This is a genomic window from Aeoliella straminimaris (assembly GCF_024054565.1).
Lineage (GTDB): Bacteria > Planctomycetota > Planctomycetia > Pirellulales > Lacipirellulaceae > Aeoliella > Aeoliella straminimaris.
Genome location: NZ_JAMXLR010000095.1, coordinates 29,599 through 50,830 on the forward strand (window position 1 = coordinate 29,599; position 21,232 = coordinate 50,830).

Annotated in this window: 16 protein-coding genes; 8 read left to right on the forward strand and 8 right to left on the reverse strand. The window is 60.2% G+C overall.

What is annotated here, in order from left to right:
• Window positions 1-37: 37 nt before the first annotated feature.
• The 3 genes from NG895_RS29145 to NG895_RS29155 all read right to left on the reverse strand — a co-directional run bounded on the left by NG895_RS29145 (window position 38) and on the right by NG895_RS29155 (window position 3,677).
• On the reverse strand, window positions 38-445 hold the full coding sequence (locus tag NG895_RS29145; protein ID WP_252856101.1) for a response regulator: 408 nt from the start codon (window positions 443-445) through the stop codon (window positions 38-40).
• A 187-nt stretch (window positions 446-632) separates the two neighbouring features.
• Entirely contained in the window at window positions 633-2,255 is a 1,623-nt protein-coding gene (locus tag NG895_RS29150; protein WP_252856102.1) for a cation:proton antiporter domain-containing protein, read from the reverse strand.
• 150 nt (window positions 2,256-2,405) lie between these two features.
• Window positions 2,406-3,677, reverse strand: a complete 1,272-nt coding sequence (locus tag NG895_RS29155; RefSeq protein WP_252856103.1) for an outer membrane protein assembly factor BamB family protein — start codon at window positions 3,675-3,677, stop codon at window positions 2,406-2,408.
• Between the two features lie 224 nt (window positions 3,678-3,901).
• Here NG895_RS29155 and NG895_RS29160 point away from each other — a divergent pair, with 224 nt between their 5' ends.
• Window positions 3,902-4,744, forward strand: coding sequence for a DUF6655 family protein (locus tag NG895_RS29160; protein ID WP_252856104.1), 843 nt, complete (start codon window positions 3,902-3,904; stop codon window positions 4,742-4,744).
• 280 nt (window positions 4,745-5,024) lie between these two features.
• On the forward strand, window positions 5,025-7,928 hold the full coding sequence (locus tag NG895_RS29165) for a cytochrome P460 family protein (protein WP_252856105.1): 2,904 nt from the start codon (window positions 5,025-5,027) through the stop codon (window positions 7,926-7,928).
• Here NG895_RS29165 and NG895_RS29170 read toward each other — a convergent pair whose 3' ends face one another.
• The 3 genes from NG895_RS29170 to NG895_RS29180 form a co-directional block, all read right to left on the reverse strand.
• Window positions 7,929-8,429, reverse strand: coding sequence for a popeye domain-containing protein (locus tag NG895_RS29170; protein ID WP_252856106.1), 501 nt, complete (start codon window positions 8,427-8,429; stop codon window positions 7,929-7,931).
• Between the two features lie 228 nt (window positions 8,430-8,657).
• A complete protein-coding gene (locus NG895_RS30730; RefSeq protein WP_252856107.1) occupies window positions 8,658-9,842 on the reverse strand; it encodes a ribonuclease D in 1,185 nt (394 codons plus the stop codon).
• A 77-nt stretch (window positions 9,843-9,919) separates the two neighbouring features.
• Entirely contained in the window at window positions 9,920-11,572 is a 1,653-nt protein-coding gene (locus NG895_RS29180) for a sodium:proton antiporter (protein ID WP_252856108.1), read from the reverse strand.
• A 326-nt stretch (window positions 11,573-11,898) separates the two neighbouring features.
• On the opposite strand from NG895_RS29180, the gene NG895_RS29185 reads away from it, so the two are divergent.
• From NG895_RS29185 to NG895_RS29195, 3 genes are all read left to right on the forward strand, one after another.
• Window positions 11,899-12,612 carry a (5-formylfuran-3-yl)methyl phosphate synthase gene (locus tag NG895_RS29185; protein WP_252856109.1) on the forward strand — a complete coding sequence of 238 codons (714 nt, stop codon included), beginning with the start codon at window positions 11,899-11,901 and terminating at the stop codon, window positions 12,610-12,612.
• Window positions 12,613-12,995: 383 nt separating this feature from the next.
• Window positions 12,996-13,217 (forward strand): hypothetical protein, encoded by a 222-nt coding sequence (locus NG895_RS29190; protein ID WP_252856110.1) that lies wholly within the window; start codon window positions 12,996-12,998, stop codon window positions 13,215-13,217.
• 193 nt (window positions 13,218-13,410) lie between these two features.
• Window positions 13,411-13,728 carry a polyhydroxyalkanoic acid system family protein gene (locus NG895_RS29195; protein ID WP_252856111.1) on the forward strand — a complete coding sequence of 106 codons (318 nt, stop codon included), beginning with the start codon at window positions 13,411-13,413 and terminating at the stop codon, window positions 13,726-13,728.
• Between the two features lie 5 nt (window positions 13,729-13,733).
• Here NG895_RS29195 and NG895_RS29200 read toward each other — a convergent pair whose 3' ends face one another.
• Entirely contained in the window at window positions 13,734-14,696 is a 963-nt protein-coding gene (locus NG895_RS29200) for a hypothetical protein (protein WP_252856112.1), read from the reverse strand.
• Between the two features lie 560 nt (window positions 14,697-15,256).
• Between NG895_RS29200 and NG895_RS30735 the strand changes: the two genes are divergently transcribed.
• A complete protein-coding gene (locus tag NG895_RS30735) occupies window positions 15,257-15,919 on the forward strand; it encodes a tetratricopeptide repeat protein (protein WP_252856113.1) in 663 nt (220 codons plus the stop codon).
• Window positions 15,920-15,963: 44 nt separating this feature from the next.
• Here NG895_RS30735 and NG895_RS29210 read toward each other — a convergent pair whose 3' ends face one another.
• Window positions 15,964-17,253 carry a thioredoxin family protein gene (locus NG895_RS29210; RefSeq protein ID WP_252856114.1) on the reverse strand — a complete coding sequence of 430 codons (1,290 nt, stop codon included), beginning with the start codon at window positions 17,251-17,253 and terminating at the stop codon, window positions 15,964-15,966.
• 1,103 nt (window positions 17,254-18,356) lie between these two features.
• On the opposite strand from NG895_RS29210, the gene rho reads away from it, so the two are divergent.
• Together rho and NG895_RS29220 are read left to right on the forward strand one after the other, a co-directional pair.
• Window positions 18,357-19,634 (forward strand): transcription termination factor Rho, encoded by a 1,278-nt coding sequence (gene rho / locus NG895_RS29215; protein ID WP_252856115.1) that lies wholly within the window; start codon window positions 18,357-18,359, stop codon window positions 19,632-19,634.
• Window positions 19,635-20,000: 366 nt separating this feature from the next.
• Entirely contained in the window at window positions 20,001-21,119 is a 1,119-nt protein-coding gene (locus NG895_RS29220; RefSeq protein WP_252856116.1) for an NHL repeat-containing protein, read from the forward strand.
• The last annotated feature ends 113 nt before the right edge of the window (window positions 21,120-21,232 follow it).

Consider the following 21,232-nt stretch of genomic DNA (forward strand, 5'->3'; position numbering starts at 1 on the left):
CCGCTATTCCGTCGCTGCTCGGCTGCTGAACAGCGACTCAAGCTCGCTGGTGGGGTGGGGGCACTGTTTCCTGCTCGTCAATGGGATGGTGGCACAGGGTGCGCAGGATGAGCGAACGCACCTCCTCCATGGTAAAGGGTTTCTTCAGGAAAGCAGCAGCCCCCCGCCTGTAGGCGGTTTTGATGGTAGTCAGGTCGTTGAAAGCCGACATCACGATAATGGGTACATCGCCCGATAGTCGGTGAATGGTCCGCATGGCCGTGAGCCCGTCCATTTTCGGCAGACGGATATCGAGCAGCACCAGGTCGGGCGACCCGTCTTGGAGCCGTACGAAGGCCTCCTCCGCTGTGGAAACGGTATCGGCCGCCAGTCCCATTCGTTCGGCCAATTTGGCCAGCGACCAGGAAACGCCGAGGTCGTCGTCGACAATGAGCAGATGAGCCATGATGGAGTTGCAACCCCCGGCATGTCGCTTGGTTGGCAGGTCAACTTCCGAGCAAGTTGCAACTTTCGGGCCGATTGCCGCGAAGCGGCTGTTGGGCGGGGATTGCGCCGGTTGTTTTTCAGCAGAAATCCGGCAGATGTCAGGTGGCGCGACGCGGGTGTCGTTTCGAGCGACACCGCGAAGTGGCTTATTGCCGCTCCATCTTGCTTATCCGCGCGAGCATCTCGAGCGAGGCAGTGGCTTCTTCGCTGACGGCCATGTCGGCGCCAGCCCGGCGGAGCTTACCCACCGACGAAGCGTAGCGGCAGCGGACCAGGATCCGCGCCGTGGTGTTGCGTTGGCGAATTTGCTGCACCACACGCAGTGATACTTCGTCGTCGGGCACGCACACGACCACCAGTTCGAAGGTGGGGGTCTCGGCGGCGTCGAGCAAGGTTCCCTCCGTGGCGTCGCCCGCCAAGGTGTGCGCGCCGAGTTGCGCCAGGGCGTGGACGTTGATCGGGCTGCGATCGACGAGTGTGAGTTCGTAGCCCATGGTTTCCAGTTGCGAGGCGACGCTCCGCCCCACGGGGCCCAGCCCGATGACCATGGCGCGACCGGGAGCGTGTCCTTCTTGGCGGAGGGTTTCGAGCTCCGCATCCTGCTGCTCGGCCGCCGAACGGAGCCGAGCAAACCGCAAACCATATTGCATCAACAGCGGCGAGAGAATCAGCGAGCCGACACCGATGGCGATGAAGCGTTCGCTGGTTTCATAGCGAATGAGTTCGTTGTGATGGGCTTCGAGCAGCAGTACAAATGCGAATTCGCCCACGTGTGCCAGACCGATGCCCATGCCCAGCGATTGCCGCGGCGGCAATGAAGTGAGCCATAGCGCGAGCGATGCGGCCAGCGTCTTGAGTACCAGCAGCGCGAGGATGCCGCCAAGCACGATGTGCGGTTCCTGAGCCACCTGCGTGAGATTCATCAACAAGCCCAGCGAGACGAAGAAGATGGCCGCAAACGTTTCGCGAAATGGCAGCAGCAAGGCGTCGAACTGGCCGCTAAAACGGTTACCTCCCAGACATAGCCCTGCTGCGAAGGCTCCCACTGCGGGCGGCAGGCCTAGCGTACTGGCAAACATGGTCACGGCGCCCAGCACCACCAGCGAAAACAGCACGGTCAGTTCCAGGCTTCGATGCGACGAAAGAAATGGCACCATCCAGACCGTGAGCAGGTATCGCAGCACCAGGATCGCCAGCAGAAAGAAGGCTGAAGCGGCAACCAGCCACAGGTAGTCGGTTGCCGTGGGGGGATCGCCCACTAGCACCGAGGTCAGCAACAGCAGGGGCACCAGCGCGGCGTCCTGGAACAGCAGGACACCGATGGCCCGCCGCCCGTGCGGCGTGTCGGCGTGCCCGGCTTCGCTGAGGGACTTGAACACCAGCACCGTGGAACTGAACGATACGGCCGCTCCCAACAGCACCGCGGCGGTGGGAGGAAAGTCGAGCAGGTACAGCGCAATGCCGGCCGGCACGGCGCACGCCAGCATTTGGGCGGCGCCTCCCAGCAGGATGTGCCGGCGGAGCCGCGCCAATTCGTCGAACGAAAATTCGAGACCAATCGAAAATAGCAGCAGGAACACGCCCGCTTCGGCCAGGTACTCGATCTCGTGGGTGTGACGCGACACCCAGCCCAGGGCACCATGTCCCAGGATGCTGCCGGCAATCAAGTATCCGACAAGTGACGGTATACGCAGCCGCTTACAAATCAGTCCTGCCAGCAGGCCGAAAGCGAGAACGAGCAGCAATTCGCGGAGAAATGGGGGAGGCACTTCGAACAGGGAGCCGGGCGAAACGGACTACGGGGGGACGATCCCCTTTATCATCCATTATCTTTCACACAGTTCCAGGCACCAGTGCAGTTTCCGCAAGCGGCACACAGGGGAACTGCCATCGGACGCGCCCTGCTGGCCGGTCACAACTCACTCTTCAATGCAAAACAGATGCTGCTCGCCCCGGATGAACAATTGATTGTCGACCGGTGCGGGCGTGGCGTCGACCGTCTCGCCAACCGAGTTCTCGGCAACCACCTGATACTCATCGGCATCCTTGATCACGACCGTCGTGCCATCGCGATCGGTGAGGAAGACATACCCTCCAGCCGCCACGGGCGAGGCGTAGATGCTGCGCAGTCCGGTCCGCTGAGTCGTGTAGTGCGGCCTGCCGGTGGCGGCATCGACACAAGTCAATACGCCCGTTTTGCCTTTATAGTAGTAGAGCCGCCCATCGGAGAGCAGCGGCGAGGCAATGTCGGGTGTGTCGCGGCTTACAGTCCAAAGGACGCTATCGGTACCTTCGATGTCGCCCGTGCCGCCGGGCGTGAACGCTCCCAGGAACGATCCGCGGTGTCCGCTGGCGATGAACACGCGGCCATCGGCAGCCACGGCCGAGGCCGCCGGACGTTGCGTCTGCCCGCCGCAACGCCAGAGTTCCTTCCCCGTTTCGAGGTCGTAGGCCCGCGCGCAATTCTGACCGTTCATCACCACCTGCTTGACGCCCTCATGCTCGATTACCAGGGGCGTTGCCCAACAAGTAGGTTCATCGCGCTCGGCTCGCCAGCGGAAGTCGCCCGAGAGTTTGTCGAGTGCGAACAAATAGGACGGGCCCTCGTGATCCCAGGGCACCAGAATCTTGTCGCCCGCGATCGTGGGCGAGCTTCCCTCGCCAAAGCCATTGCGGGTGCGCATGTCACCAAAGTCGCGCTGCCATACCTTCTGTCCATCCATGGTGTAACAAAACAGACCTTGCGAACCAAAGTGGGCGTACACGTGCTCGCCATCGGTGCAGGGCGAAGCCGAAGCGAAACTGTTAGTGTGGTGGGTGCCCTCGTGGGGCCGGCCCGTGGTGGCGGTCTTCTCCCACAGCGTCTTGCCGGTCTCGCGATCGATGCACATCAGCACGTAACGAAGCGGCTGCCGCGATTGGGTGTTGGTGTCGGTGGCGCCGTTGTCGGCCATGGCGGTGGTTACGAAGACTTTGTCGCCCCAGATGACGGGCGAACTGGAGCCTCGCCCCGGGATGGCAACCTTCCATTTGACGTTCTGCGTGTCGGACCACTCGGTGGGAGGCGTGGCCTGGGTCGACAGTCCGTTGCCCCCTTCGCCCCGCCAATGCCCCCAGTTGGCGTACGCCGAGGCAGTTGCGAGCCAGACAGAAAAGGCGACGAGCCCTGGTAGAATGCGTCGACTGGGCATGATGGGGTCCTGTGGTCTGAGGTTGGGGACTATTCGGCTAACGATATCTTATATGTGCTTCCCGCGGTCTGGGTATCGCTGGAATTGCAAAAAACTCTCGTAATTTTATCTAAGTCCCCAAAACCCCCGCCGCCAGCAGTGGTGGTAACTGGCCTTGGGGCGTGCGGCGATGCTGCTATAATCCGCCGCGCTTTCGTGTCCGCACCCTGCCCCCCTGCCCTCCCATGCGTTCCCTCCTGCGATCGATCAGCCAATTCACCCCACGACATAACGTGGCGGGTGCTCTGCTGTCGGCACTGCTGGTCGCAACCACGCTGGCGGCCACGGGGTGTGGTACCACACGCACCAGCGCCTCAGCACGTACGGCCACCGAGCAGCTTCTGATTTCGGACGCCATCGACCGCGCTGTCGGACAAGTCAACTTTCGTGCCATGGCCGGGCAGTCGGTCTACCTGGAAGACAGCGCGCTGAGTTCGGTCACCGACCGGCAGTATCTCTCCAGTAGTTTGCGGCAACACATGCTGGCCAGCGGTTGCGTTCTGCGAGACAAACCGGACAAGGCTGATTTCGTGGTCGAAGCCCGGGCGGGCGCCGTGGGCACCGACAGTCACGATCTGATGTTTGGCATCCCAGCGACGCAAGTGCCGCAGTTCATTTCGTTGGGGGGAGTCGTTCCCTCGGCGATTCCTGAAGTGGCGCTCTCCAAGCGGCAGGAGCAGCGCGGATTAGCCAAGGTGGCCGTATTCGCCTATCACCGCGAAACGGGCATGCCGGTCTGGCAGAGTGGTATGGCGATGAGCGAGAGCACCGCCAAGAACTTCTGGGTGATGGGCGCAGGGCCGTTCCAGAAGGGAACGATCTACAACGGGACCAACTTCGCCGGCGCCGAACTTAAGAACGCACTGGCCATTGGCAAACGTAGCGAGGACGAATCCGATCCGGTGGCTCTGGGGCAAGAGGCCTCGTTTGCTTCGCCGCTGCTGTTTGCCGCCAAAGACGAAGAAGAACAGCCCGCCGGCAACATTCCACCGCCCAAGATGGCCAGCAAGCCAGGTGGCGGCAAATAGCTCGCGACGCCTTCGTCATGGTCTCCTCGGAACCAAGCTGCCAGCCTGAAGACCATCTCTCGAGCTAGTTGGGGCTCGGAAGTCCATTTTGGATCGATGGCCCCAGTTTTGCTCTCTGCCCTAGTTCATCGATGGCGGTCGCCGGCCAGGCGGGCGGCTCGCTCATCGAATCCGCGTCATTTCATGGCGGCAAACCGCCGATGGAGCGGCCCGCCGTTGCCGTGTATGCGCGTCCGGCGCATGGCGCGCAAAGTATTTGAAAAGGTTAAATCTGCATCCTATGAGTTCCTCCTTGTTCCGAGGTGTCGTGGCGGCGACGCTTACTTTGGTCATCGCCCTTACGTTGCTGCACCACCTGCAACTTGCCACGGCCGACGTGGCGTCTGCACCCGTTGCCACGCCGACCGCCACGCCAGTCGTATCGCACTTGAGTGTGCAACCCAGCGATACGTCCGTGGCGAAGTTTGAGGCCGAGTTGTTCCAGTTTCTCAACGAACGGCAGTACATCGACCAGGGCTGGAAACGCGACAAAGGAATCCGCGACACCGGTCCTTACATGGATGGCAAGTACTACGGAACGCATCCCGCCGTGCGGGTGTTTTACTCGCCCGAAGTGATCGAGTGGCTCGAAGGGGGCCGGCAGGGCGCGGTGCCCAATGGTGCCATGATCATCAAGGAGCAATACGCCGCTCCGGCGGAACGTCACCTCGGAAAGTCCGAAGACGAGCTATGGGAGTCGCTTGAGTCGTGGACCGTGATGGTGAAAGATTCCCGCGGTTCGCACGACGGATGGTTCTGGAGCAACCCGGCCAAGGGGCAGCAGGTGGTGGACAATCACGCCGGCTTCAGCCATCCACTTTCCGGCTTCGGTCTGTACTGCGTACGCTGCCACGCCTCGACGCGCTCGCCCAACGCCGAGCCCGATTCTCGAGACAACGAATTCACCTTTGCCTCGCTGCGCAACATCGAGGGGTACCCGGGCGAGCCGATTTTGTTTCGGGTGGATGACTCCTGGCGCGAGCCCGAGCCATCGTCCGAGGGGGAGTCGACCGCCGAAAAGCCGGCCGAGGGCACCCATCCGTTATGCACCCGCTCTGGTGCCGCGACGCCATGTGATGCGACGGAAAATCCCGAGTTCGTCTCGTTCTACCGAGGTGTCGAGCGGATGTCGCTGGAGCAAACGGAAAAATTGCCGCCGGTGACGCACGACTGGGTGACTCGCCGCGATGAAGAAAATCAGCACATGGTCACATCGAACCAATGCATGAGCTGCCACGCGGGCTTGCTTAAGCCTTATGGGCCCACCATGTTCGAAGTGACCGGCGACCACGACGAATACGGCGCCGAGGGATGGAACATCTCCCCCTACGGCGAGTGGCGGTGGACGCCCATGGGGCTGGCCGGCCGCGATCCGGTGTTCCTCGCACAGTTGGAAAGCGAAATTGCAAAGCTGAATCGCGAATTCGGCGACGATCCTGCCCATGCGCGCGAGTTGGGGCAGGTGCTGGAGGATACCTGCTTGAAGTGCCATGGCGCGATGGGAAGGCATCAGTTTCATGCCGACTCCGGTCACTCGGAGACCACGTTCAACGTCGAGAAGGTGGAAGCAACCACCAACGGTGGCGAGCCCATAGGAACCGGCGACGCCAAGTACGGCGCCCTGGCCCGCGATGGCATCAGCTGTATGGTGTGCCACCGCATGCAACCTCGGCCGCAGCCGGAAGACGACGACCGTCCCTATCTGCAGTACTACCTGGAAACATCTGTTACTGGCAACTTGTACTTCGGACCTCCCAATGAGGTATACGGCCCGTTCAAGGACGAAGAGATCACCACCTATCCCATGCAGCACGCGCTGGGGATCACCCCCAAGCACAGCGACTTTCTGCAGAGCTCGCAGCTTTGCGGCTCGTGCCACACGGTCACGCTTCCCTCGGTCGACCGGCCGCTTAAGGATCACCAAATGGACGAGCTGAACGACGCGCAGGTGGTCGAGCAGTTCGCCCAGTTCCATCATCACGTCGAACAGGCCACGTACCTGGAGTGGCTGAATAGCCAGTATGAGAACGAGTTCGAAGTGGACAATCCTGATGCCAAGACCTGTCAGGATTGCCATATGTCTCAAGGGCTGACGGTGGAAGGCACGGACATCGACCGCGATACGCTCTCCACGCGGATCGCCATCATCCAGGACCGCACCTATCCCGACGCCGAGAATCTGGCCTCGCACGATGATTTGCACGTGCCGGTCAGGGAGAAGGGTTTTTCGCGACACAACTTCTCGGGTTTGAATCTGTTTCTGCTGGAGATGTTCGATCAGTTCGACGACGTGCTAGGCGTGCGCACCGAGGATTACATGACCGGCTCGAAGCTCGACGTTCAGCACGCGCGGGAGAACTTTCTGCAAACCGCCAGGCACAAAACGGCTACCGTCGAGCTGGACGCCCGCTGGCAGCAGGACCAGCTGGTGGCCGATGTGACCGTGACCAACCTTGCCGGGCATCGATTCCCGACGGGCGTTGGGTTCCGGCGAGCCTTTCTCGAATTCAAGGTAATCGACAACGCCAGCGATCGAGTGCTGTGGAGTTCGGGGGATACCAACTCGTTAGGCGTGCTGGTCGACGCATCGGGCACGCCCCTGCCCTGCGAGTCGTTTGAACTCGACGAAAACGGGGCGCAGTGCTACCAGCCGCACCACGAAGAAATCACCCAGCAGAGCCAGGTGCAGATCTACGAGTCGTTAATCTGCAATGCAGAGAAGGAGTTCACCACCAGTTTCATCCATGGTTGTGAGACGCGAAAGGACAACCGCTTGTTGCCCAAGGGGTGGACCAAAGAGGGGCCCGGCCAGGCGCTCTCGGGGCGTTATCTGCAGGCGACCTATCCGCGGGGTAAGGCCGATCGCGACCAGGACTATGCCAACGGCAGCGGAAGCGATCGTGTGCGTTATCGCGTGGCTGCCGACCAGTTGGCACAGGCCGACGATGTTCGCGTCGAGTGCACCCTGTACTACCAGGCGATGCCACCCTACTTCCTGCAGAACCTGGTCGAGGCGGCCCCCAACGGACCGGCGACACGTCGGCTGTACTTCATGCTCAGCCACATCGATCTGGAGGGAACCGAGATCGAAGAATGGAAGCTGCCGATCGCCACGCAACGCGCCCAACTGCAGCGGTCGGAGTAACTAGGCCTGGCTGGCTACGCGGCCCAACTTCTTGGTCGATTTCCAAACGCGTCGAGCCAGCAGGTTGATCATCTCGGCACGCGAGAGTCGGTCGAAGGCGATCTCGCGGAAGGCCAGTTCGTCGGGAGAGAGTTGACGGTTGCCGTCGGCCGTGAGCAGACGGACCCGACCATCTGGCGAGCAGACAGTATGGGTGAGCGAATTACGCAGCTCTTCATCATTGAGCCCATCGAGCATGGCTCGCTGAATGACCTGTTGCTTGGGATTCAGCCCCAGTCGACGGCGCTGACCAACCAGGTGATAAATCTGATAGATGTTGATCAGCAGGAAGGCGGCGTGCCAGAACGCGGGCCCGTACATGGGATTCGGCGTACAGGCCGAGAAGAAGATCAAGCCGAATGCCAACCCGAAACAGGTAAGCGTCCGTAGCCACAACATGTCGCGGCCAACAAACGATGCCAGGTAAAACAAGTTCGCGGCGTGAATGCACCAATCAGACATGACTTCTCTGTTCCCGGTTGCACATTAGTTGTCGGTGGCGGGAAGGCGCACGTTGCCATGTTATGCTTGTTGCATGGCGATGAAGCACCTCTCCTCAGGGTTGCCACGTACATAGTACGAATGCCGTGCCGAAACGGAGAAACGCCGAAAAAAGCAGGATCGGCGTATTTCAGAAGGTTGAATGCCGGTCACGCTGTACGTTGCCAGACCAGCAAGTGGATCGCGACGTTACTCCACGAAGTCCAGCGGGTGTTCGCTGTGGGGATCGTCGATGCGGATGCTCTTGCGGCCCGCCAGGACGTCGTCGATCAGCGAACCGATGAGCGTCTTCCGCCAGCCACGGGCGAGGGTTGGCGCTTCGTCCGCCTTGCCCGCGTTGCCGAAGTCGAGTTGGTAAGCAATCATCTCGCGAATGTCGGTGGCGGTGCACGCCAGGCTGGTGGCCAGATTGGCTTTGCGACATACGCTGGTGATGGCAGGTACCAGGACCTGTCCCAGCAGGTTGAGTTGCGGCGGCATCGCCTTGCCGCGCGGCGGGCGGATGTCGTCCAGCGAGGCATCGAGGCCACGCTGCACGCAATTGGCGATGTCGTCAATGCAGTTCTTCACTGGACGGTGATTCATGCCGCGCACGGCGCGAATCTTATCGGGCTTGGCGTTCTTGCGTTTGGCCAGCTCGACAATCAAGTCGTCGCGCAGCACCCTGCGGGGCGGCACGTCGCGGCGCTCGGCCTCGGCCTGGCGCCACATCCACAGTTCGCGGACGATGGCCAGATTGCGGGGGGCCAGGTTGCCAATGCCCGAGACGCGCTTCCAACGTTGCCGGGTGCGGGCCGCAGTGACTTCGTCGATGAAGGTCTCGGTTTCTTCTGCCAGCCAGTCGGTGCGTCCCAGCTTTTCGACCTTCAGCGCGATTCGTTCGTGCAGTTCGAACAGATAGCGGACGTCTTCCAGGGCGTAGTTGATCTGTGCGTCCGTTAGCGGCCGGCGGCGCCAATCGGTACGCTGCTCGCCCTTCTCGGCCTTCTTATTCAGAATACGGGTTACCACCGAGGCGTAGGCCGCGGGGTATTCGTGCGTACAGAAAGCGGCCGCCAACTGGGTATCGAACAAGTTGGCCGGCACGCGTCCCGTGCTGTTCAGAGAGAAATTGATCTCTTCCCGCGCTGCATGGGCGATGGTTAGATGGTCGCCTTCGGCCAGCGCCGTCCAAAAAGGAGTCAGGTCCTCGACTTCTTGCGGATCGACAACCGACATGCACCGATCGGTAACGACCTGCACCAGGCAAAGTTGTGGTCGAAAGGTATCCTCGGACACAAATTCCGTATCGAATCCGACACGGTCTGAGTCGACAATCTCGCCGCAGAGCTCGGCAAGTTGTTCTTGGCTGGAGATCCGTTGGTAGTCGTCCACGGGCGATTAGGGCAAGGAGGCAGGATGATTGAAGTTAGGCGATTGTAGCAGTTTCTGCCCCCAATGCGAATTGCCGGCTAGTAGATAATGGTCCAGGCAACGATAAACAGGATTGGCAGCAGGTACAGGCAACTGTAGCCAACGTAGCCAAAGAAGCTGGGCATCTTGACGCCCGCTTTTTCTGCGATTGCCCGCACCATGAAGTTCGGTCCATTGCCGATGTAGGTCATGGCACCCATGAACACGGCTCCCAGGCTGATCGCCACCAGCACGGGGTGGTCGACGCTGGTGCCCGGTACGAGCTCGCCAAACAGACCCGGGGTGGTTTCGGCCGTTTTGAAGAACACCAAATAGGTGGGGGCATTATCCAGCACGCTGGAAAGCCCGCCGGTTAACCAGTAGTAGTGAATCGGAGCGAGTTTGCCATCCTCGGCTCCGATGAGTGTGCCGAGTTGGTGACCGTACTCGCCCAGGATCTGCAACGCAGGCTGCATGCAAATAAAGATGCCACAGAACAACGCGGCCACCTCGACAATGGCGTGGTAGTTGAAGTTGTTTCGCTCGCGAATGGACTGATTTCCCAGGTGCAATGCGATGGCTACCAGGGCGAGTTGCACGATCTCGCGCGAGAACATCCACGGGTGAACGTCGGTGCCGGGCAAGGTCTTGGTAGGATCCAACAACGCCACGGCCAGCACAACACCCAGCAGCAGCGGAATGTTCATGGCCAATCCCTCGAATCGCAACTTGGTAGTGTGCGTGATGTCGCGATAGATGTCGGCCACTGTTTCGCGGCGGTAGTAAGCGAACTCGTCCAGCACCAGGTACATGGCGATCAGCAGGCCGTTGCACAACAGCCATGGCTTCCACAACGCATGCAGGGTCCAGGTAAAGCTCACGCCCTCCAAGTAACCCAGGAACAACGGAGGATCGCCGATTGGCAGCAAGCAACCGCCGCAATTGCAGACCACGAAGATGAAGAACACCACGGTGTGCACCACATGCTGGCGTTCCTTGTTGGTTTCCAGCAGCGGTCGAATGAGCACCATCGCGGCGCCCGTGGTGCCGATGAAGCTGGCCAGCAAACCACCCGCAGCAATGAACGAGGCATTGGTCATGGGGTTGGCCCGCAGGTCGCCACCAATGCGAATGCCACCGCTGATGGTGTACAGGCTGAACAACAGCACGATGAACGGAATGAACTCGCTGATCAGGGCGTTGCCCAGGATGGCATTCACCATGCTCCAGTTGGCCCCATCGGATGTCGGCGCGGCCACATAGTGAAAGGGCCAGTGACCGTCGATCGGGTGCGAGTGCATGAAGGCGTAGTACAGCAGCGTTAGCACGCCCAGCGAGGCGGCCACTTTGAATCGATTGAGATTGCCTTCCCACCAGTGTTCGACGTGAGGAATCAGGGGGAACACTGCGATGGCCCCCAGCAGCAGCACGAACGGTATCACCGTATAGAACGGCGGCGCTTTTGACTCGTGCACCACTGCGTCGCCTTCGTCCGCAGCGTGACTCTGCTCGACCGGCGGGGCCGCATCGTGGTGTTCGCCCGTGGTCTCTTCATGCGTGTCGGCATGCCCACCGTGCGAGAGATTGTCGACAATCAGCCGAGTGCCATATTGAGGCAAGCCCAGCGCCGCGGCGACGGCATAGGCCAGCACCAGGGCCACAATGGAGGTGACAACCGGGGCACTGGAGCCGTGACCTGAGCTATGAGACATAGGAGCTGTTGTGGTAGCAGTGGCGTTCATGTTGGCGCTAGTATTACTCCGTGACAGATGCACCCGGCGCGACGCGCGGTAGCGTCGCAGACCATTCGGAGCCGCATCAATGGGAGTCGCCAACACAACGTTTCGGAGGGTTGCCGCCTGTCCCTGCAGCTCTCAAGGGTAGATCACGCCGCATACCAAGCCTGGTGAAGGCCGGGCTGCGGAGTCACTAGCGAAGCACCGATTTGATAGAATCAGTACTATCGATGCAAGAGGACCCAATTGGCACGCTCGTGCCGCTGCTGCGCGATGGACTGTTCCGGATAAGATAGATAAACATGGTGAAACTGTTGGTTAGCGTCCGCAATGCTGCTGAAGCCACCGAGGCCATGGCAGGTGGCGCGGACTGGATCGACGTGAAACAGCCCGCTGCAGGAGCACTTGGCATGCCCAAGTGCAGTGATCTGGCCGATGTGGTCGTGCGAGTGGCCGGCCAACTTCCCGTGAGTACCGCCCTGGGCGAACTCTGCGAATTCAGCGACTCGCAGCGGCTCGCTGGGATTCCATGGCCAGGAATCTCATGGGCCAAAGTGGGCCTCAGTGGTTGTGGCATATTGGCCGATTGGGCTGCACGCCTTTGCACGCTTCGCAACGAATTGCCTGCTTCCACATCGCTGGTAGCCGTGGTGTACGCCGATCGAGCCACCAGCAACGCGCCCGAGCCCGAAGAGGTGCTGCGAGTCGCCAGCGAACTCGGGCTGCGTGCACTGCTGGTCGACACTTTCGACAAAACGGCTGGAGGACTCTTCAATTGGTTCTCGCCAGCACGGCTGGAGGAGTTGTTTGCGGCAGCCCACCGGCAGGGCATGATCGCAGTGGCCGCCGGAAGTCTGCGCCCTGCGCAGATGCCCCTGGCCATGGATGCGGGCGCGGATGTCATCGCGGTGCGGGGGGCGGCCTGCCTGGACCAGAGGCGAACCGCACCCGTTTGTCGTCATCAGGTTCAGCGACTGCGCACTGCAATCCCCGGCCGAAATATTGAATTTTCTTGACATGCCTTACTGGATGGGGATAATCCGACGCTAGCAGCAGTCGTGCGCGCGGGTGCGTTCGTCTGCGATGCTTGGCGGCCATCGCGGGCTGGTGTTTGCACTCGGGCGACTGTTCCTAATCGTGAATCAAGGTCGTTCAACACGGCTTGATCACGCTGAGTTGTTAACACTGGGCGGCGGAAGGTGGGGGCTCTGGCGTCAGCCAACGACATCGAATGCTTTGACATACGTGATCCTCAAGGATTGACTTCCTTCAGGTATTGACGGGCCTACTCGTGGGGGGAGCCGGTCGGGACGTATGCCGATGCAGTTCGAAGCCGTGATCGACCGCTACTTATCCGCTTCTCTTTTGCATAAATCGACCGTTGAAAAGGGAGGTCCACGTGAGGCAGGTATCTGTACTGGACGCCATTCGCGATGGAATGTGGGACTACGAGCCGGAGAGTATTGCGGCCGAAGAATACAATGCCACACGAGCCATGCCGGGCACCAGGGCTAAGCTGAATGTGTTGGCAAGCCGGGCCGAGCAAGGCTTGCCACTGTGGCACGACGAGGATCGAGTGTCCTACGACGACGGAGTGGATCGGCCACCCGAAGGCGAGTAACTCCATCTAACACTAGCAAGTCTTTTTGTCGTCGAACGGGCCATCCGGCTGGGCGAATTGGCGAAGTTGCGGTAGTCTAGTCGTCTTTCCCTCCTACAATGAGGGATCGTAACGACGTATTGCTAGCCGGCGGACGAAGGTGCCTGCCCGGCTCCCGGATTCACTGCTACCAAGCTTGGAGGCTTTCGCGGCCATGCCCCAGTTCAATATCTCGGTGCCCCACTACACCACCAAGGAAGAAGCCACTGAGAAGGTCAAGTTTCTGCTCGAAAGATTAGGCGACACCTACGGCAACCTCATCAAAGACCTGAAGCAAGACTTCCAAGGCGATAAGCTGGACTTCTCGTTCCGCACCATGGGAGCCACCGTGACCGGCGAGGGGACGGTCGACGACGAACACGTGCATGTCAAAGGCAATCTGCCTATGACACTCATGATGTTCAAGGGCAAGATCGAGTCGGATCTGAAGAACTCGTTACAAAAGCTGATGGCGCCCAAGAAGAAAAGCTGAGAGGCTCATTCTGCGCCGTCTAACTCGAGATGGATCGTATCGCCTTCGACGCGCGCGGCGAGTCCAGCGGCGTTGCAGGCCGCCTGCAATAGCTCGTCCAGATCGGCCTGCTTCACTTCAAAGCTGACACGCTGGTTCAGCGTCTGCTCGTCAACCTGCGGATCGACCTGCAGTTGTTTGCCAAGCTGCCGGGCCAGTTGCGTCAGCATGGGCCCGATGGGTTGCTGCTGTACGCGCAGGGAGTAGACCTGTTTGTCACCACGGCGTGGTCGCGTTTGCGGCCGTGATCTGGCTGTTGTGGCGGCGGGCTTTACTCCACCGAGTGCCTCGTGTTGTTCGACGGTGGTCGCGATCCAAACTTGCGACTTCTGGGAGCTGTCCGCGATGGCGTCGGGTTGCAGGTTTGCCGCGGCGGGTTCTTCCAGCACTGTGCGATCGTACAGCCGCCGCCACACCACCGGGCGCTCGATGGGCGCAATGCGAATGGCCCGGCCATTGCTCGTGGGTTCCCAACGCAAGTCGAATCCCGATAGCACCGTGGTCAGTTGGTCCGCCACGCTGAGTGCGGTGAGTTGGCTGGCGGGCCAGACGTCGTGGGGCACCTTATCGAGGTTTTCGATGCGAACACCACCGCGCTGCCCAAGTTGTTCGACCAACCTGCGAGGCTCCGCCAAACGGGGTATTTCCATGGTCACTTTGGCCAGCATCCGGCGGCTAGCTGCCGAGGGAAGTTCGGCAGCCTGTTCTCGCGCAATTGCCAGCAACGTGCGGAACTCGCGAACGTTTGCCGGGGGGCCTACGTATATAAGAGTGTCGTCTGCCACCCACGCTGCATCGCCCTGGTTGGCCAGGGTGTCAAGCAGTTCGGACAACGGAGTGTTTTTGACCGAAAGATTCACTTCGCTGGACGGATCCACGCGGCGATCTAGCCAGATGCAGAATCGTTGCGATTCCTGCAATCGTTCCACGGCTTGCCGCAGAGGTACACCTCGCCAGCTAACAGTTATTGGCGTATTTGGCCGCTGCGGTGGCCCGGCGCTGGCCAGCGGGTGTCGCGGGCCGAAGAGGGCTAGAACCCCGCAAACAAAGAGTATTTCGCTTCGCCACCGCTGCCGCAAATAGTGCATGATGCGTGGCGACCCAGGGGCTAGGGGGTAGAGCGTCGTGGCCGCCAGCAGTACCGATTGGGGGCCGTGACAAACGATTAGCCCTCCATTTTAATTGGCTATACCGGCAACTGGCAAGTGAAATGTGTGGGGCGACATTTGGGTTCAGGGTGCCGGAAAACTTTTGCTTGTGCGGTTTGCAAGCTTGATTAAACTCGGAATCAGGGGGCTAGCAAATAGCGGCCCACTTCGCGATGGGAAATGAAGTTCGTCGCGGACGCTTGTGCGAAATCTTTTTCGAATAGGAACAGCGGTCTCGCGTGATGCGAGGCGTTCACGGGACGAACATCTGCCGACGGAACCGGCAGTGCGTCAGGCGTCGGGATTCGACGCAATGCCCAATGTCAGGTAGGAGTATCAACGTGGATATCGACTCATCCCGCGCCCCCATCCTTGTGAAGTTCTATCACGAGTACCTCGATGAGCAGGATTCGGCTGCCTTCATCCAACGCGTAGCTCGACGCTACACCTGCGCCAGTCTCGAACGCGTGGCGGCCATGGGCGATCGCATTGCCCGCCGTGGCGCTGTGCTGGCCCTGGGTTTCATGGGCGATTACAGTTCCAACGCGGTGATGGGCCGGGCCCTGATCGACCGCGATCGAGGTGTTCGCACCATTGCCGAAAACGGCATTCGCGACCTGTGGTGCCGGGTCGGCAGCCGCGAGCAACGACTGACCCTGCGGACCATCATGCGACTGAACCAGACCAAGGAATACCAGCGGGCCATCGATCAGGCCAACGAACTGATCCACGAATCGCCCTGGATTGCCGAGGCGTGGTGCCAACGCGGCACGGCCCACTATCACCTGGGACAATACGACGCCGCGATTCGCGACTCGCACCAGGCCCTGGAAATCAATCCCTACCACTTCACGGCTGCCGCCGGCATGGGACAGTGCTATTTGCTGCTGGATAATCCCGTCTCGGCGCTCGAGTCGTTCCGTCGCGCTCTGCGATTGAACCCCAGTATGGAAGAAGTGCGAGCACAGGTCATCCAACTGCAACGCTCAATCAAGGGCGAGTAGTCACACCTGAGTGACTGCCCACCACAGTCCCGATTCGCTTTGCGCTAGTGTAGCTGGCGTCCTTCGGGGGCAGTGTTCATGGCCTGTCGCACGCCCTCGGCGTAACGCTGCGGCTGGTTGTAGAACTTCCGCAAGTTTGCTTCGCTGCTGAACAAGTAGAACTTGTCGCCAAATTCGAGGCCAAACTCGCGTTTGCCAGCGACGATCTGCTGCTTGTCGATGGCCAGCACTGGGTCGATGCCCGACAGCGCGGGAGCGTAGTGATCGGGGTCGGCGAAGAACTTGTCACGCTTCTCTGCCGAAGCAAACAAGTAGGTGCGACCTCGGTGGTAACAACCCCAGCGGACGTCGCCCTTTTGCCAATCGCAGTCCCGGTTCTCTTCCTTGGCGGCCTTCATGTCTTCCTTCATCGAGACCGGGCAGTAGCCGAAGAAGCCCAACGGTGGCGAGTTCGGCGGCAGTTGCGGCGTTTCGGTCTGCGGCGTGGTCGGTTGCGACGTGGCCACTTGAGCGGCCGGCGGCTGAGCAGTACCGGCGGGCCCAGTGGCCTCGCCAGGTGTCGGCGTGGCGACTGGGGCAGAAGCAAAGTTTTCCGCAGGGGGGGCCGGTTGGGCCGGCTTCACAGGCTGACTGGCATACGGGTTGTTCATCGCGACCGGACCGGCGGCAGATTGCTGGTTGGCGACCTGCGCGGTGGTTGCTGGTACTGCAGCTGCTGGCACATTGGGCTGAACCGTGGCTGGGGTCGCGGCGCTGGGCTGTGCATATGGATTGGTCGTCATTCCCGCAACGCCTTGGGACGTGAACGAATTGTTGTCGGCGGGCGACGGCATCAGACCCGAGTGACTCGCACTCACCTGCTGTGGCAGGCCATTGTCGGTGTGGGCAGTTGCAAATTGGCGGGCCACGTTTGCCTGGTGCTTGGTAGCAATGGAGGTTACTTGTTGAACGTAAACCACTGGCGAAGCGGGCGAAGCCTTGCGAGCCACCATCTCGCCACTCGGTGTGATCACCACATCGGTCGGAACGTGGGTAATACCAAATCGCTCGGTCGTGGCAGGAAACTCGTCGGTGTTGAGCTTCACGGGCACATAATGCGAGTGCACGGCGCCAGCCACCGTGGGCTGGTTGAACACGCGAGCGTCCAACATCCGGCAGGGACCACAGCTATCGTTGTAGAAGTGGATGAGCAGCAGTTTTTGTTCCTTCTCCGCCACAGCCCGGGCAGCGTCCAGATCGGTCTGCCAGGAGATGGCGGTGGTTATCTGTGCGGCGGCCGTGGTGGCATGTACCACGAGAGCGGTGACTACCAAAAACAGCTTGCAGTTCCTCATCGCTGTCATCCTTGACATCGGGAGTAGTGTGGGTCGATTCGGGCCTCGGCGGCGCGCAATTGGACAATGCCACACCTTTTCGGGCGGGCGTCCATGGTTGGTATCGGACTGGTCTCGGACGCCACTTGTGGGAAAAACTACCGATTCTGACGAATGGATCGATTGCAGCTCGGCCCTCCGCAGCCGGAATGGTAACCGTGAAAAACAGGGGGAAAATGCCCAAAGGCGTCCAAAACTCCTTAATCGGGAGTGCGAAACCAGGCCGATCTAACTTTCTAGCTTGACAGCACCGCCCGGATAACGAATACTGCTGGTGAGTTGAGCGTCCTGCCCCACTTTGGTCGGGCAGGTTCTACAGGCCATTTCGATTGTCGGCAAGGCCCTTCCGCTCGGGAGTTTCGTTCTCTACCGAAATCAATCCCACAGCGCTTAGGCGTTTCCGACAGGTAGGATTTGCGGGACCTTGTACCGCACCGTGGCATTCAATTCTGGTTGGCAGATCCGTCGCCGGACATAGTGCTGTAAGCTGCGGTGGGGACCAATCAGGGAAGTTGGGGGGAAAACACTCATGTTCTTCCCCTGTGGCTTGGGGTAAAACGCTCTCAACAAACAACATCCGGCTGCGAAGTGGCCGGTTTGCTTGGAAGGCATTTCTTCTACCAGGGAAATCACAGTTTCGGTCGGGTGGCGGCAAGTTTAGGCCGCGTTTCTCTCGCGCAATTTGCCATCACCGACTACGCAGCCCCGGCCAGGAAGCAAAGGGCAATTTCGCACCGAATCGACTCGCTTGTCGCCAATAAGCACGCACACCACCAGAGGGCGTTGCGGGAGATCGGTGATCAACTACACACCAAGAATGCGAGTCATATACGGCTCGAAGCCGCCGCTGGGCGGCTCGTAAGGTCCGCGAGTCTTGCTTAGCAGGTTCGCACCACTCGGGATGGCGCGTGGCACGTTCACACGCACCGAGCGGAAATTTTTTTAAGGGGCGGAAGCACCGCTCTACAGACGGTAGGGCAATCAAGCTCGCCAGGCATTCAATATCCTGGCAGCACGTTCGGTTGCCACCGACCGCAGTATCTTGTTTGAGGATTTTGTTAGAGATGGGTAAACGGAATAAGAGCGGCGGAGGCCGCTATCGAGGACGAAACAACAACAACAACAATCGCAACTCCAACCGGAATAACCGGGGACGAGGGCGACGCGGCACCGCCGTAGTTGAAAACCTGGACCAAAACCTTCCGGACGACGGCAATCCCTTGCCGCTTACGCCCGGCTCTGGTGTGCTGGAGATGCACCCCAATGGTTATGGTTTCCTGCGGGATCCGTCCACCAACTTCACCCGCGAACGGACCGATCCGTTTGTACCGGGTACGATGATTGAAAAGTATGGCCTTCGCGAAGGCCTGCTTCTGCAGGGCATGGTGCAGCGCCATCGCAAGGGTCAAGGACCGCGGCTCAAGGAGCTGTTGGATGTCGATGGCTTGTCGCCCGACGACTACATCAACGCTAAGAATTTCGAGGATCTGACGCCGATCACTCCCGAAGAGTGGTTCCAGCTCGAAACGGGCCCCGAGCCCCTTAGCACCCGCGTGATCGATCTCTTGGCGCCGCTTGGCAAAGGCCAGCGTGCTTTGATTGTCGCTCCGCCACGAACCGGCAAAACCGTGCTGATGCAACAACTCAGCCAGGCTGTGTCGATGAACTATCCCAACGTGGCGATGATGGTGCTGCTGGTTGACGAGCGGCCCGAAGAAGTGACCGACATGCGGCGCAGTGTGAACGGCGAAGTGTTCGCCAGTAGCCTGGACCAGGACGTCGAAAGCCACGTCCGCTTGTCGCAACTCACTATCGAGCGTTGCAAACGTCTGGCCGAAATGGGCAAGGACGTTTTCCTGCTGATGGACTCCATCACGCGTCTGGCCCGTGCATTCAATAAGTGGGTTGGCAACACCGGCCGCACGATGAGCGGTGGTGTCGACATCAAGGCGATGGATATTCCCAAGAAGCTGTTCGCCACGGCCCGGGCGTTCGAAGAAGGTGGTTCGCTGACGATTGTCGGCACCGCACTGATCGACACCGGCAGCCGCATGGACGACCTGATCTTCCAGGAGTTCAAAGGCACAGGCAACATGGAACTGGTGCTTGACCGCAAGCTGGCCGACCGCCGCATCTGGCCTTCGATCGATCTCGATCAATCAGGTACCCGCCGCGAAGAAAAGTTGCTGCCTCCCGAAACGCTGCACGCCGCCACCGCGCTGCGTCGCACGCTTTCGAGCATGCACCACATCGACGCGATGGAGCAACTCACTTCGCGACTTGGCAAGTACAAGTCGAACGAGGAGTTCATCAGCCTGATCAAAGGCGCGGCGATGCACTAGTTGCAGCCATCGTTCTTCCATCGGGGGCCTCGTATATCGGGCGCCGGTGGTGACAGCCGATGGGTTGCGTGGACTGCGGTCGTACGTCTCGCGGAACGTTAAACATTCTGCCTCGCTGCGCAGTAGTTGGTCGAGGATCAGCACGCCAATTCTCAAAAACGCTCTGGGACGAGTCGCGAGAGTGTGGCGTCTTGGGCGGCAAAGTTGTCGAGTTTTCACCACAGAAATAAGCTGTGCTGACGCCACGGTCATTCTAGACTTCCAACGTCTGACGGGAATTGTGCGCTTACGCCGCAATTGGGGTATACTGTCTCGCAGCATCGGGCCAGTCCCCCTCTTTTATCTTTCTCGTCAACGAGGCTTGTGATGACGACCAGATCCGCGGGTGGTGTTTCGCGTCGTGAGTTCTGCAAAACCGCAGCCTGGAGCGCCACTGGCGCTTTGGCTCTTCCAGCGGTCCACGTGTTGGCCAAGACCGAATCGGCGAATCCCATCGTGGGAGTCGACGGACATCAGTACCAGGTCGATCACCACTGGGCCCACCTGCCGGACAAGTATCACTGGCAGACCACGCACAATGTGGCGGTGGATAGCGACGGGCTGGTGTATGTGATTCACGAAGGTCGCTACGATCTGAAGGATCACCCGGCGATCTTTGTGTTCGACCCCGAGGGGAAATTTGTTCGCGCGTTTGGCGAGCAATTCCAGGGTGGCGGGCATGGCATCGAGGCGCGGCCCACGACCGCCGGCGACGAGCTCTACGTGTGTGCCTACAAAGAGCAGCGTTCGTTCGCCAAGCTACAGGCCGATGGCAAGGAGATCTGGCGCAAGGGAGCGCCGATGGAGTCGGGCTTTTACCATGAAGGGGAGGACAAGTTCCCTCGTCCTCAAGGCGACAGCCCTTGGGGGCAGGATCGGTTTCTGCCCACCAACACGGCGTTCTATCCCGATGGCAGCTTCTACATCGCCGACGGCTATGGCGGCTGGCGGATCCACCACTACGATGCTGAGGGTGACTACGTCGATTCGTTCGGCAAACCAGGCGGCAAGGAAAAGCTCGACGGCACGTTCAACACTCCGCACGGTTTGTGGATTGATTCTCGTGGCGACGAGCCGACGCTGGTCGTGGCCGACCGTGCTAACGCCCGCCTGCAGTGGTTCACGCTCGACGGCCGCCACCTCCGCACGCAGGATGGATTTCTGCTGCCCGCTAACATCGACACGTTTGGCGAGTTGATGTTGGTGCCCGATCTGGTGGGGCGGGTCACACTGCTCGACGGCAACAACAAGGTGATTGCCCATCTGGGCGATAACTCACCGCAGATGAAGGCCGACACCCGCCGCACCATTCGCAGCGACGAGTCGCGCTGGCAGCCTGGCAAGTTTGTCCATCCGCATGACGCGTGCTTCGATGCCGATGGTAACATCTACGTTGCCGAATGGGTCGCAACCGGCCGCGTGACGAAGCTCATGCGGATGTCGTAGTCGATTCGAACCAACTGACTCGCAAAAAACCACTGCGCATTGCGTGTTCGAAATCATTGCAATTGGTGATGAGACGTTGCGCCTTGCGGCGATTTGTGTATACTACCGCGTTT

Coding starts and splice junctions, on each gene's coding strand:
- NG895_RS29180 (WP_252856108.1), bottom strand. CDS start 11,572: ATGTCTCATAGCTCAGGTCACGGCTCCAGTGCCCCGGTTGTCACCTCC.
- NG895_RS29165 (WP_252856105.1), top strand. CDS start 5,025: ATGAGTTCCTCCTTGTTCCGAGGTGTCGTGGCGGCGACGCTTACTTTG.
- NG895_RS29145 (WP_252856101.1), bottom strand. CDS start 445: ATGGCTCATCTGCTCATTGTCGACGACGACCTCGGCGTTTCCTGGTCG.
- NG895_RS29220 (WP_252856116.1), top strand. CDS start 20,001: ATGACGACCAGATCCGCGGGTGGTGTTTCGCGTCGTGAGTTCTGCAAA.
- NG895_RS29185 (WP_252856109.1), top strand. CDS start 11,899: ATGGTGAAACTGTTGGTTAGCGTCCGCAATGCTGCTGAAGCCACCGAG.
- NG895_RS29170 (WP_252856106.1), bottom strand. CDS start 8,429: ATGTCTGATTGGTGCATTCACGCCGCGAACTTGTTTTACCTGGCATCG.
- NG895_RS29195 (WP_252856111.1), top strand. CDS start 13,411: ATGCCCCAGTTCAATATCTCGGTGCCCCACTACACCACCAAGGAAGAA.
- NG895_RS29160 (WP_252856104.1), top strand. CDS start 3,902: ATGCGTTCCCTCCTGCGATCGATCAGCCAATTCACCCCACGACATAAC.
- rho (WP_252856115.1), top strand. CDS start 18,357: ATGGGTAAACGGAATAAGAGCGGCGGAGGCCGCTATCGAGGACGAAAC.
- NG895_RS29155 (WP_252856103.1), bottom strand. CDS start 3,677: ATGCCCAGTCGACGCATTCTACCAGGGCTCGTCGCCTTTTCTGTCTGG.
- NG895_RS29210 (WP_252856114.1), bottom strand. CDS start 17,253: ATGAGGAACTGCAAGCTGTTTTTGGTAGTCACCGCTCTCGTGGTACAT.